Genomic DNA, 12,721 nt, shown 5'->3' with positions numbered 1-12,721 from the left:
CATGACCGATGCCCCTATTCTTAGCCGCTCGGTCCAGCGGCTGTTCGACGATACCCGCAAGCGTTTGGTGGAGACGGGGACGCGCAACCGGCTGGTGCACGTCAACCGCGCGAATACGCGGGGCAATGTGCTCAACATCGTCAACGAACGCTCCGACGACGTACAGGCGATTCTGGACGGCGGCCGGATGATGCGGTTCCGCGCGCTTGGCCATGACACTCAAGGCAAAGACGATATTGTCCTCAGCGAAGCCGCCGACGAGGCGGTCGGGGAGGACCGGTTCACCGACACTTTGCTCGAAACGCGGCTCGGCCCTGATGCGCTGGCCAAGAAACTGCTGAAGATCGCGCGGGAGGCAAAGACAGCGGAAGAGGAGCAGGGGATCAACATCCTGTATCTTGCGCTCGGCTTCGTGACCTGGTTCGAGGACAAGGTTTCCGATGTCGCGCGCGAGGCACCGCTGGTGCTGCTTCCGGTCGAACTGGTCCGCAACCAGCGGACGTCGACCTACGATCTGCGGCTTCGCGACGAGGACGTGATCACCAATCTGCCATTGCAACAGCGTTGGCAGGACGATTTCGGCATTCGCCTCCCCGAGATCGAGACGCTGCCGGACGAATGGCGCACGTCCGATTACTTTGCCCAGGTCGAGGCAATCACCGCCGACCGTCCGCGCTGGCGGGTGGACCACAACGCGATCCAGCTGGGCTTCTTCTCGTTTTCCAAGCTGCTGATGTACCGCGACCTGGCGCTCGATGCGTGGCCCGACGGCGCGCTGGAGGCGCATGAGCTGACGCGAGGGCTGTTGTACGAGGGTTTCGGCGCCGACACGCCGCTGTTCGGTCCCGACGACCGGCTCGACGATGTGCTGCCGCCTGAAGCGATCTTCCATGTCGTCGATGCGGACGCAAGCCAGGCCAAGGTCATCGAGGAGGTACGGCAGGGCCGCAATCTCGTCGTCCAGGGGCCGCCGGGGACCGGCAAGAGCCAGACCATAACCAACATCATCGCGGCGGCCGCTAACGAGGGCAAGAGCGTGCTGTTCGTAGCCGAGAAGATGGCGGCGCTATCGGTCGTGCACGATCGCCTGGTCAAGGTGGGGCTCCGCGACCTGATCCTGGAACTGCATTCGAAATCGGCGAACAAGAAGGTCGTCCTTGAAGAACTGAAGCGGACGCTGGCGGCGGGCCAGGCGGTGCCCGCAGTCCCCGCAGCGCCCAGTGCGTTGCGCGCCGCGCGCGACCAACTGAACGAAGTGGCTACCGCGTTGCACACGGCGATCGGCACGAGCGGGACGACGCCTTACGCGGTGCTGGGCGATCAGGCTCGGTATATCGGGCAGGGGGCCGCGCTGCCGACGCTGGATGCAACGCCGCTGGTCGCGATGACCCGCGAGGAAGACCTTGCGGTGCGTGGACTGATCACCGCTTACGGTGCTCTGGTTGCCACGGCGGGCGTGATCGCGAACCATCCGTTCGCTGGCGTGCGCGCGCTCGATCTGCAGCCGGTCGCGCTGGGGCGCCTGCGGATCGATCTCGACCGATCGGCGGACGCCGCGCGCGTGCTTTACGCGGCGCTTGATGCGCCGATGGCGGCAGCGGCGCTTTCGCTGGACCGCACGATCGATAACGTGGCGGGTGTCATGGACATGCTGAAACGGCTCGAGGGCTTGCCGGGTACGGACGTGGCGCTCGCGATGCGACTGATCGCGTGTGACGATCCTGCAAGACTGGTCGAGGCGCTGGCGATCGCCGCTCGGTGGCGCGCGGGTCACGACGATGCCGCCCCCCTTTTCGTGGATAGCGCCTTTTCCAGCGACACGGCGAGCCTGCGCGGACCGATCGTCACGGGCACCGACTCCTTCTTTGCTCGGTTGGGATCGGCCTATCGAGGCGCCTCGCGAACGCTGGCCGGGTTGTTGCGCGCACCCATACCGAAACGTGCCGACGATCGGCTCGAACTCGTCGACAGCCTATCCGGCGTACAGGCGCTGCGGCGCGACTGGGCGGACGACGAACCGTTCTTGGCCGCGCAACTTGGCGAGACTTGGCGGGGCGAGCGGACCGATTTCGCGCGTGCTGCGACGATCGCCGCCTGGTGCGCGTGCGCCCGCGCCGCTAATCTGCCTATTGCGGCGGACCGGCTGATCACGATTGCCTCCGATCCCGTCACCCTGGCGCATATGTCGACGACGTTGCGGAGTGCCGCTGCGGCAACGGAAACCATCACGGCTCCGTTCGGTGCTCTCGATATCGATCCGGCCCGGTTCGGGGAATCGCCGCGCGCTGCCGATCTTGTGCGTATCGCGGATCATGCGGGCGGCATGGCCGCAGGCATCGATCGATATGGTGAATGGGCGGCTTTATGCCGAACACGCGCGCGGCTGAACGCGAGCGGTCTGGAAGCGCTCGCCAAACGGATTGCCGATGGGTCGCTGTCCGCCGAAACCGCAGTGACCGAGTTCCGCTTCGCACGCGCCGAGGCGTTGTGGGAAATCGCGGCAGCGGACCCGACGTTGCGCGATATCGCGGTGCTAGATCGCCATGATCTCGCCACGCGGTTTGGAACGCTCGAACGTGCTCGGCTCAAGGATTCGGTAACGGCGATCCTTGCACGGCATCTGGCGCAGGTGCCGCAAGGCGCGCAGGGCGAGATGAAGACGCTGCGCGGTGAAATGGGCAAGAAGCGCGCATATGGCATTACGGCGCCTGTTTCGCGAAGCGCCGATGGCGATCCAACGCATCAAGCCGGTACTGCTGATGAGCCCGATCTCGGTCGCGCAGTATCTGACGCCGGGCACCGTTACCTTCGATCTGCTGGTGATCGACGAGGCCAGCCAAGTGCGCCCCGAAGATGCGCTCGGCGCGATCGCCCGGGCGCGGCAGATCGTCGTTGTGGGTGATCAGAAGCAGTTGCCGCCGTCATCATTCTTCGACCGGCTGCTGGCGGACGGTGACGAAGGAGAACGCGACGATGCCGAGGAGGATGTGGGCGAGGATCTGCTGGGTGGCGCGGCTTCACTCGGTTCGCTGGAGAGCATTCTAACGTTGTGCGAGGCACGGGGTCTGCCGTCCCGCATGCTGCAATGGCATTACCGGTCGCGCGATCCGTCGCTAATGCGGGTATCAAACGCGGAATTCTATAAACACGAACTCGTCCTGCCGCCATCGCCGCTGGAGAAGGACCCGGCGTACGGGCTGATCTTCACACGGGTCGACGGCATCTATGACAAGGGTGGGCGCCGCGACAATCGGATCGAGGGCGAGGCGATCGTCGCACGGCTGGCCGAGCATGCGCGGCTGACGCCAGACCTGTCGCTGGGCATTGTGACGTTCAGCCATGCGCAGAAGAATACGATTAACGAACTGGTCGAATTGGCTAGGCGGACCGATACCGCGCTCGACGCTTTCCTGCGCGAGGGACGGCACGAGGATCTGTTCGTCAAGAATATCGAGAACGTCCAAGGTGACGAGCGCGACGTGATCCTGATCAGCGTTGGCTATGGTCCCACGATCGCCGGGGGGCGGATGATCGGCGCATCGTTTGGTCCGGTGAACGGCGATGGCGGCGAGCGGCGCTTGAACGTGCTGTTCACGCGTGCGCGGCTGCGGTGCGAGGTGTTCGCGTCGTTCGACCCGGGCGATTTGGATGTCAGTCGTGCCGCACGCGATGGACCGCGCATCCTCAAGCGTTTTCTCGATTACGCCAAGCGGGGCGAGATGGACGACACCGCCATTACCGGGCTGGAGGCGGATTCTGCGTTTGAGGAGGATGTGACGGATGTCGTGCGGAGCCTCGGTTATCTGGCAGACCCCCAGGTTGGATCAGCAGGGTTTCGGATCGATATTGGAGTGCGGCATCCCGATCGACCGGGTACTTATCTGTTGGCGATCGAATGCGACGGTGCGACGTATCATTCCGCCTTGTGGGCGCGCGAACGTGATCGTTTGCGGCAGGACGTGCTCGAACATCTCGGGTGGCGGTTCCATCGCATCTGGAGCACCGACTGGTTCTACAACCGCCGCGCCCAGATCGAGCGACTGCGCGCTGCGCTGGAGACCGCGCACGATGCGGCCGGCGGTGGGATACGCGTTGAGGGGGCCAACGAAGTCAGGGCGATACTCGAAGCCGTCGTGCCGCCAGAGGTTGTCGAACTGCCCGACGCGGTAGCGCGCACGGTGCCGCCCTATGTTCGAGCGAAGCCTTGGGCAGCGAGCAGCACAGAACCGCACGAAGCGCCCCTGTCGATCCTTGTCCCGCTCGTGGAGCAGATCGTCGATGTCGAAGGACCGGTCCATCAGGACGAGGTTGCCCGACGGGTTTCCTCAGCGTTCGGCAAGGAAAAGGCCGGGCGGCGCGTGGTGGCCGTTACGCTTCAGGCCTTGGCTGCTGCTCAACGCACGGTAGCGGCGCTACGTCAGGATGACGGATTTTGGTTCACCGTCGCTCAGGCCGAAAATCCTCCGGTGCGAGACCGGTCGCTGGAAAGCGGCGCGACCGCAAAGGCCGAAGCCCTGTCGTCCATGGAAATTCGGGCAGCTCTACGTCTCGCACGCGAAGACAATCCAGGGGGCAGCAACGACGATCTGATCCGCATGGCTGCGCGTCTAATGGGATTTCGCCGAGTCGGCTCGGATTTGCACTCACGGATCAGCCAAAGGCTGGAATAATTAGCGGAACGTCATCACCGCTACGCTACTGTGACACGGGCTCGGGGCGGCTTCTATTTTCCGGCATAGTGCCGGGATCTTCTCGACAGTTTGCTCGGCCATAAAAGTCGTCGCTGCGCTGGCGTGTATCCTATCTTCAGGGAGAAGAAAGAGTCAGGACAGTAGGACAGTAGGACAGTAGGACAGTAGGACAGTAGGACAGTAGGACAGTAGGACAGCAGGACAGCAGGACAGTAGGACAGTAGGGCAGTAGGGCAGTAGGGCAGTAGGGCAGTAGGGCAGTAGGAGGCGCAACAGCGCGAAAAGGTGGTGACCACCTTTTCGCGGGGGCCTGCCGACCGCTGACCCGCCGGCCACCCGTTTGTCCTCCACCGCTGGCTCCGGAAGGCATTTTTCAGACACCCGGGGGCGCCTACTTGTGGATGTGGCGTGGCTGCGTGACACTATTCGCCATGACCACCGGTGCCGATCCTCCGCCTGCCTATCCGCAGTATGCGCATCAGTTGCAGGCGTTGCTACGCCGGCTGGCCCGCGAGGATCGCGAGGCCGTCGGTTCGTATTTGCGGCGCGGTGGCTTTGGGCCGCCCGAACCCGATGGGGCGAAGCGCGTTGTTATTGGTCGCTCGCCGATCAGGACCGATACCAATGTCGGCGCCCATTCGCTTCAGCGCGAAAGCGCGATGACCCGCAAGCGTGTTGTTGATGGCGGCAGCGGCAGAAGACAAAAGGCGTCGATAGACTTTTCCCGGCCCAGCCCGCTTTCGGCGACCCCGCGGCAGACAGGGCGGGTGCGGATACCGCATCTCGACATCAAGCGTATCAGTCGTACGGTTGTCCCACGGGCAAAGGATGGGAGCACTCACCCCCGTTATTCAGCCAGAACCGGCATCGCCGGTGAGCATCATGGCTATGTGACGCGCGGCGGCGTCGCGGACTTTGAAACCCACCTCGATTATATCACCCGCACCACCGCCGTAGAGGCGCTCGACACCACGCTGCTGATCGACATGCTCGACATGGACGAAGACCGCAAATTGCAAAACGATCTTGCCGTCGTCAGCAACATCCCCGGCGGACGCGAGCGTGAACGCAGCCTGTTTGAGGCAGCGGAGCGCTGCGAACGACAGGCCACGGGCGGCACGCTGCGGGTATCCACCCAATATGCCGATGAGTGGATGTGGCTCGCGGCACAGGACGATGCGCCAGGATGGGCGCGCAAGGCCGCAATGACGCTGCGACAGAAGCGGATCAGCCTGGAGAAGAAGGCGAGAGCCGGCGGTAAACCCATGATCGACGTCACGGTCGACATCGTGAAGGTAGATCTGGAGCAGGCGTATGACCGACTGGTCTGGTGCGACGATCAGGATGGTCTGCCCAAGGCCGCGCAGCCGACCTGGAAGGCGGGACCGTGCGGGCGCATCCAGACAAGGTTCGTCGCCGAATTGCCCCGCGGTTTGAAGCCGGCGGAACGGCGCACGATCCTCGAGCGGTTCTGCGAGCGGCTGAACGAGGAAGGCTGGATGTTCGTCGGCGCGATCCACCGCCCCGACAAAACGAACCACCCCGACAACTTCCACTTTCACGTCGACGCCTATGATCGCCCGTCGCGCTGGCTAACCGCGGATGAGATCAACGCGGAGCGCAAGCCGAAAAGGCCCTTCGAGGGCGAAGGCTGTTGGGATTTCGAGTATTCGGAGAAAAAGCGGAATGGCAGGCCGTGCTATCGCTATCGTCAGAACAAGATCGTCGAGCCAACCCGGCACGTCCCATCTGCGGACGAGAAAGCGGTGCATCATCGCCTCGCCGGCGAACGCTATATAAAGGCGGTGCGTGAACGTTATGTCGGTATCGTCAACGAGGTCGTGGCTGGCCGGAAAGGCAGCCCCGTCTACGCAACAGGAACCTATCGCGATGCCAAGATCCGGCTCACACCGTTGGAGCACCTCGGCCCGGATCTGATCGCGAGGGAGGCGAAAGGCGAGGCTACGGCCGCCGGCACCCGTAACGCTCAGATCATGTTCGACGATGAGATGCGCCTGCTTCTGGAACGCGCCGATCTGGCCCGGCTTGACAACGGTTACACCGCGCTTGGACGTCATGCCGGTGGCTCGATGGAAGCCCTCCGGGCGGCCAAGCGATGGCAATCGCTAGCCGACGCGGCTGTAACGCGGCGATGCCAGGCCGCGTTGGTCAAGGTCGTCGAACGGATGGTTCGTTCCCGCGCTGAAACGGTGTTGCGCGCCGGCACGGCCAGCAAGGTGGTCAGGGAAGAAGCCTGTATCTGGCTGGCAGAAACCGACGCCGTCATGGCTGGACCAGTTCGGCGGTCAACAGCGGCAAAGCGGCTGACGGAGCTTGATGCGAGAGCCGACAGGGCATGGACAGATTTCGTTTCCGACGTCGGGAAACCGCCCGAGCGGTTGCGATACGTGCCTGACGACGCAGCGAGGCTGCGGCGAACCAGCGCGATAATGCCGGCCTATCGCGCTCAGGCCGAGAGCCGCCTGCATCAATGGGTAGTCAAGCACGTGAAAGACTCGGAACGGCTGCGGTTCGTCCAGGACGGATATACGGTAGACAAGGCGGTTCCGCTGGCGATCCATCGTCTGTTTCGCCTGCTTGGCGACAATCCGAAGATCCAGACCGCGCTGTTGGAGGAACACAAACGACGCAGGCTTATGATGGCCCAGGCGACCGTGGCCCGTGACGTGATGGAACGGGACCATGACGATATATCGGATTTGCCACGTGGGGTTGCCGTTCAGACGGCTCCCGTCGGACACCATGAAGCCGACTCCGGGCAAGTGGAACTGCTGAGTGGTGCTTCAAGCCTTCACAATACAATGCGGCTCCAGGATCTGCCGACGATCGGGGAAATGCATCGCCGGGGAAAGCCGGCCGAACCACTGGACGTTGCCGATGATGTCGCCGCTGCAACGGACGAACCTCAAGCAAACCCGGCATGGCACCACGCCGCGCCGGCATCGGAAGATTTCGGGGCGTTGAAGCCGGATGCCCGTCGTGGAAAGCGACGGGCCGTATCAGATCAGGACATCGATGGTTCGAACACGCAGGAAGAGCCGGAGCCAACCGGCTTACTTGGCCAGGCTGCCAAAGTCGCTGGCGATAAGGTGAAGGCCGCCGTTGGGGAGGAGGGCATATCGGGCCGGTCGAACGCTGCAAGCAAGGGCCCTGATACTGATATCTCCGTTATCAAGATGGATACCGGGCAAGAACGCTAAAGTACGTTTTGAATAGGGGGGCTGGGCTTTTGAGCCCTGAAGATCGATGAAAAAGATCTGAGGCGCTTGTCCGGACCGCTTGGTTCGCGACCCTTAAGCTTCGGAACTGCAATGCAATCCCTGACCAACCCTGTACACTCGTTGCGGCACGTGCTTCTCCACTATCTTGCCACAGGCTTCGGCAAGCCCGACGTGCCCGTCCTGGTATCGGGCGCCGGCATGCCCGCCGACACCGTGCTGTTCGACGCGCAGTCGGTGATCCTGTCGTTCACCTGCGTCGCAGCACCCATGTTCCGCGCCAAGATCGAACGGCTCGCCGCGGATCAGTCGATCGACGTGATGCTGGTGCGGTGCTGCCTGACCGGCGGTGACTTGCTGCCGGTGTCGGTCGATGTCGTGTTGGCGGGCGGTGGCCTCGTCCCCTTCAAGCTGGAGGAACTGGCGCTCTATCGTCACGATGATGGCGGCCTGTGGCTGGTGCCGTTCGGGTTCGGTGCCGCGATCCGGTTGGAGGCGCATGGCCTCGAACTCCATCTGGTGCCGCCCTATGAAACGCTCGCTGAACGCGCCGAAGGCATCTACCGCACCGCGTCCGATCTGGCGGAACGCCTCTATCCGCAAGGTGCTTTCTGATGCGAGCCAAGGCCAGGCGAGCAGCCGCAACACCGAGCGTCGAGGTAAACCCGGGCTGCCTGCCGAATCCGGCGAACCCGCATAGCTGGCTGGTGCTGACCGGCGACGATGCTAACTGCGACGCGACCCGCGTCATGTATGGCTGCCTGCGGCCGAAATTTCGCGGACATTGCAACAGCGCGGCGGCATTCGCCGCCGCCAAGTTGACCGTCGGTGCTCCACCCGGGACGCCGCTATGGACGCTGACCGCCGCGCGGGCTGAGGTGCTGCTGCCGCCGGGGGCGGATGACCGGCTGTCCGACCCGCGTATCCTGATGGAGACGGTCGACGCCGAACTGCCGGTCAAGGCCAGGGCGCTGCTCGCCTATCTGACCTTCACCTTCCCGACGGCACGGCTGCACGAGCAGTATGAACTGGTACGCGACTTCAGCCGCCGGTTGATCGTGGATCCGTTCGAAGTCGCCGCGTTGCTGATCCAGCATGCTCCCCACCGAGCGGGCAGCGCCAGCCCACCGCATGTCCATGTCCTCATCGGCGGACCGCGCCGTCTGACGTCGCTGGGTTTTGGCGAATGGGTGATGCCGCTCGCCACCGACAAGGCCCATGCCCTGGTCGGCAACGCCTTTCGCGAGTTCCAGGCCGACCTGCGGCAAGCCTGATCGCACCCCGCGCCAGTCGGCAAACCAACACCATCACCAGGAAACATCATGAACGATAACGAACCCTGGCCACGGATTGGCCAGGCGATGAACTCGCACGTCGTGCGGACACTGGCACATGCAGCCGGGTGGCGCCTGACGGCCATGCCAGCCGACCTCGGCCTGCCGCTTGCAAGATGCCATTATAGCGAGGCGAACGACCTGCTGGTCACGACAACAGACGGCAAGCTCGCTACGTGCATCGCCGCGATGAACGGCGCCCTGATTGCGACGCGGTCAGATGCCCTGATCATCAGGACACCGGCGGGAAACGCGCCGCTGGATTTCGCACTGGGCTTATGGCGCAGTGGGCGGGTCACTTGGCACTGGTTGCTGACGCTCTGGGTCGATGACGACGCTGGCCTATGGCTCGTGCCGACACCGGGTAGGTGGGATGCCACGGCCGGCTCGGGTTTCAGGCTGACGGCACGACATCTTCGCATCGAAGAGGCGCCGTGGAGAACGGTGCGCGAACGCGGCGCTGGTTTGGTCCGCGCGATTCGCACCCTGAACGATGGCGAGAGCAGCCCCGCATCCGCCCCCACCGGCGTGGATGGCCGATCGTGACGCCACCTATGTCCCGCCTGTTGCAGCAGATGTGCTGGGGGCTCGTGATCTCCTTTCCGCTGCTCGTGCTGATCGGCCAGCGCTGGCAGCATGCGGCGGGTGGGACGGGTACGCGAGGCGTGATGGCGGTCGCGGCCTTCATCTGTCCGGCAGTAAACGGAAAGTTCGAGGCGGTGCGCGTCGCTGACGGCGCGCACCGCCTCGACCGTGCGGTACTGCGGCAGATCGCGGCGCAACTCCACATGGGGCTGGGCTGCTTCGTTCCGGTGGGAGCGGACGGTGCGCGGACCGATCGACGGCGCGATAGCAGTAAAGGAGAGAAGGTGAGGGAGATGGGCAAGTCGATGTGATCCCCAAGGTGGGGATGAAACTAGGAAGACAGACGATGACCCCCGACCAGACCGCCCATGTCCGCGCCCATATTGCTGCCGTTTCGAAGCTCTTGCTCGGCAACAAGACCATGAAGCCTGGCCTGATGATTCTCGCCGGTGATCCGCTCAGCCCTCCCAATCGCATCGAGTTCGGCCGCACCGCGGTCGAGGCACAGGTCGATCTTGTCTATCTTGAGTTCACCATCGGCGAAGATGGCGTCGCCGCCATGACCGGGATCAACGTCATGCTGCCGCGTGATACCGTTTGCTACGCCTCGACTGGCTGCCGGCTATCGCTCGTATTCGGCAAGGTTCGTGCGGTAATTACGCCTCGGGACGGTGCCGAGTACCACTTCAAGGTGCTGGCAGGGGAAATCCTACAGGTACGCGGTCGACCAGCGTCGCTGGTGGCCGGGTGCGACCGCGCCGCCACCAAACTCGCCAAGCTCGTCCGTGATGGCGTCGATGTACAAAGCCAGGTCGTTCTACAAACTTGGTAACCCGCAGTGCAGTCGCTGCCGCGCATGCGGCAGCGACGGGCCTGATTCATGTCATGCGTTTCATATTCTCGATCACCGCCGTCCAATCGACCTCCGGATAGCTGATCTTCTCGACGGCGGCGTGCAGGACCTGGATGTCTGCACCGCGGCCATAGAGCGCGCTGACCGATCCGTTGGCATGGCCGAATAACAGATCGACGATCTCCGCAGGCGCTTTGCCCCGGATCGCCCGTTTGCCGGTGTGGCGGAACGAGTAGAACACCAGTTCTGGATCCGACAATCCAATATCGTTCAGGAAGTCGTTCATCACACGTGAGAGCCGCTGCGTCCGACTGCCGTACTTGTTGGTATTGAGGTCCGGGAATAACCATTTCTCTCCCTCGCCCTTTCGCTTTGCGACCAGGTCAAGAAAGCCCGCTTCGATGAGTATCGGATGCAACGGGATATCGCGCTTCGCGCTCGAGGTCTTCATCCGCTTGGCGGGGCCGTCCTGTTCTTCGCGGACCCGCAGGCGATCGGGCTCGATCGCGATATAGTGAATGCCGTCATCGGCCTTTACGTTGCCAGGACGCAGCTTGCCCAGTTCCTCAAGCCGACATCCGGTGAAGGGAGCAAGGAGCAACGTCCAGGCGAATGTGCATAGTGATACCCCACTTTTCTCAGGTAGATTCGCATTAAAAATCTTGATGAGGTCCTGCGGTTCAAACGGCAGTCGGGAGTCTTCCATCATGTTCTTCGCGAGCGACTTGACGGTCTTTGCTACGTTTTCGCTGATCACCTCCATTTCCTCGACGGCATGATCGAGCGTTACGCGAATTGCAGATAGCGCTTTGTTGACGGTCGCGGGCGAGAGTGTTTTCAATCCTTGCGCCTTGGCGCGCTCGACTTGTTCGATAAGGGGCAGCGCGGCGATTGCCTTGCCCGCACGAGAGGGCAGCGCCGCGCAGGTCCGGCGATAGTTGCGGACCATCGACGCGGTGATGGTGTCGACGGGCGGATCGCCGTGCAGTCGGGCGAACCGAGCTACCGCCGTACGCCATTCGTCGACCAGTTTTGCTTCGCGGGGCTGGAAGGCCGCCCAGTTACTAAAGACCTGCGTGATCGTTGGAGCGGCGGCTTTCGGCGGAATCTGAGGTGGTTGAGCCTCCGCTGGCGTAGTCTCAGTGCCGGCGATCAGAATTGGTAGTGGCATGATACGTGTTCGTGCTGGGTCGATCCTTAGCGCGCATGCCATACACAGCCTGTCGAGGAAGGCGCGGCCGATTCCTTCATATAGCGCGGGCTCCATCGATTTGACGATGCCATTGCGGTAGGCGATCGCCACGATTGCCCAGTCGATAGGTTGAAGGTCTGCTAGGTTGGAGATGCGCTGCAGTGTTTCCAGCCAGGGAAGGGGGCTGAAGTCGGGTATCGTCTCCAGCATCGCCTTGCGGTCGCCATGGTCGCGAAGATCGTCTGCGGTGGGTGGCGCGCCGAAATTGTAACGCGCGCCGGGATCGTAATCCGTCAGGCCGTGAGCATGTTTGAAGGCGCCAAGTTCGAGCGATGCCAGCTTTTGTGCGATGCCCTGAAGCTGTTGATCGCTGATACCCTCCAGATAGGCGTCGACCATCGCGCGCGCGGACTTGAGATGGTCACTTACCAGCGCGCGTTTCGCTGAAGCAAGCTTCTGTTCGTAGACGAGCGCGTGCGGGTGATAGCGCTGGCGAGCCTGATCGGGATCGCGGGTATCAAGGGTTCGCTTATACTCGCTCAAGCTGCCGTCGAAGAACGGACGGAGCGCCGCGGGAATGACACGGCGAAAGTAGAAAATTCCAGTGCGGGGATCCTGAAAGGGAGCAGCCATACGGATCACTTTGTACTCATCCTTTGTACACAAGGATGGGTAAAGCGTCAGTAAAAAACCACAAACCGCGCTTTTCCGCCACTTTGGCAGATACTGGTGACCCCTACGGATAGACAGTTCGAGTTCCATTAATTTTCACTTTGTCCCAACCTATTGATCCGGAAAACAATATTTTGAAAGTGTTGGGTCAGCGT

The 12,721-nt window shown here is 62.8% G+C and carries 9 protein-coding genes; 8 read left to right on the top strand and 1 reads right to left on the bottom strand.

What is annotated here, in order from left to right; all coding sequences use genetic code 11:
* Position 1 precedes the first annotated feature (1 nt).
* The 8 genes from AC3D24_RS07415 to AC3D24_RS07380 all read left to right on the top strand — a co-directional run bounded on the left by AC3D24_RS07415 (position 2) and on the right by AC3D24_RS07380 (position 10,681).
* Entirely contained in the window at positions 2-2,902 is a 2,901-nt protein-coding gene (locus tag AC3D24_RS07415; RefSeq protein WP_489029451.1) for a DUF4011 domain-containing protein, read from the top strand.
* Positions 2,820-4,670, top strand: coding sequence for a DUF3320 domain-containing protein (locus AC3D24_RS07410; protein WP_489033097.1), 1,851 nt, complete (start codon positions 2,820-2,822; stop codon positions 4,668-4,670). The genes AC3D24_RS07415 and AC3D24_RS07410 overlap by 83 nt, the downstream gene beginning before the upstream one ends.
* A gap of 452 nt (positions 4,671-5,122) precedes the next feature.
* Positions 5,123-7,912 carry a hypothetical protein gene (locus tag AC3D24_RS07405; RefSeq protein WP_489029449.1) on the top strand — a complete coding sequence of 930 codons (2,790 nt, stop codon included), beginning with the start codon at positions 5,123-5,125 and terminating at the stop codon, positions 7,910-7,912.
* A gap of 111 nt (positions 7,913-8,023) precedes the next feature.
* Positions 8,024-8,545, top strand: coding sequence for a hypothetical protein (locus AC3D24_RS07400; RefSeq protein WP_489029447.1), 522 nt, complete (start codon positions 8,024-8,026; stop codon positions 8,543-8,545).
* Positions 8,545-9,204, top strand: coding sequence for a hypothetical protein (locus tag AC3D24_RS07395; RefSeq protein ID WP_489029446.1), 660 nt, complete (start codon positions 8,545-8,547; stop codon positions 9,202-9,204). The genes AC3D24_RS07400 and AC3D24_RS07395 overlap by 1 nt, the downstream gene beginning before the upstream one ends.
* Before the next feature lie 48 nt (positions 9,205-9,252).
* Positions 9,253-9,810, top strand: a complete 558-nt coding sequence (locus tag AC3D24_RS07390) for a hypothetical protein (RefSeq protein ID WP_489029445.1) — start codon at positions 9,253-9,255, stop codon at positions 9,808-9,810.
* Positions 9,807-10,160 carry a hypothetical protein gene (locus AC3D24_RS07385; RefSeq protein ID WP_489029443.1) on the top strand — a complete coding sequence of 118 codons (354 nt, stop codon included), beginning with the start codon at positions 9,807-9,809 and terminating at the stop codon, positions 10,158-10,160. The genes AC3D24_RS07390 and AC3D24_RS07385 overlap by 4 nt, the downstream gene beginning before the upstream one ends.
* Positions 10,161-10,195: 35 nt before the next feature.
* The gene (locus AC3D24_RS07380; protein WP_489029441.1) at positions 10,196-10,681 is read left to right on the top strand and encodes a hypothetical protein; all 486 of its coding nucleotides are present in this window, start codon (positions 10,196-10,198) and stop codon (positions 10,679-10,681) included.
* Between the two features lie 46 nt (positions 10,682-10,727).
* Here the strand turns inward: AC3D24_RS07380 and AC3D24_RS07375 are convergent, their stop codons facing one another.
* Positions 10,728-12,656, bottom strand: a complete 1,929-nt coding sequence (locus AC3D24_RS07375; RefSeq protein ID WP_489029439.1) for a DUF6538 domain-containing protein — start codon at positions 12,654-12,656, stop codon at positions 10,728-10,730.
* Positions 12,657-12,721: the final 65 nt, after the last annotated feature.

The sequence above is a fragment of the Sphingomonas sp. SL1004 genome (assembly GCF_057815015.1).
This window is presented reverse-complemented; position numbering and strand designations above follow the sequence as displayed.

Bases quoted from the DNA above. Each gene is read 5' to 3' on its own strand.
- AC3D24_RS07415 (WP_489029451.1), top strand. From the start codon at position 2: ATGACCGATGCCCCTATTCTTAGCCGCTCGGTCCAGCGGCTGTTCGAC.
- AC3D24_RS07405 (WP_489029449.1), top strand. From the start codon at position 5,123: ATGACCACCGGTGCCGATCCTCCGCCTGCCTATCCGCAGTATGCGCAT.
- AC3D24_RS07400 (WP_489029447.1), top strand. From the start codon at position 8,024: ATGCAATCCCTGACCAACCCTGTACACTCGTTGCGGCACGTGCTTCTC.
- AC3D24_RS07395 (WP_489029446.1), top strand. From the start codon at position 8,545: ATGCGAGCCAAGGCCAGGCGAGCAGCCGCAACACCGAGCGTCGAGGTA.
- AC3D24_RS07390 (WP_489029445.1), top strand. From the start codon at position 9,253: ATGAACGATAACGAACCCTGGCCACGGATTGGCCAGGCGATGAACTCG.
- AC3D24_RS07380 (WP_489029441.1), top strand. From the start codon at position 10,196: ATGACCCCCGACCAGACCGCCCATGTCCGCGCCCATATTGCTGCCGTT.
- AC3D24_RS07375 (WP_489029439.1), bottom strand. From the start codon at position 12,656: ATGGAACTCGAACTGTCTATCCGTAGGGGTCACCAGTATCTGCCAAAG.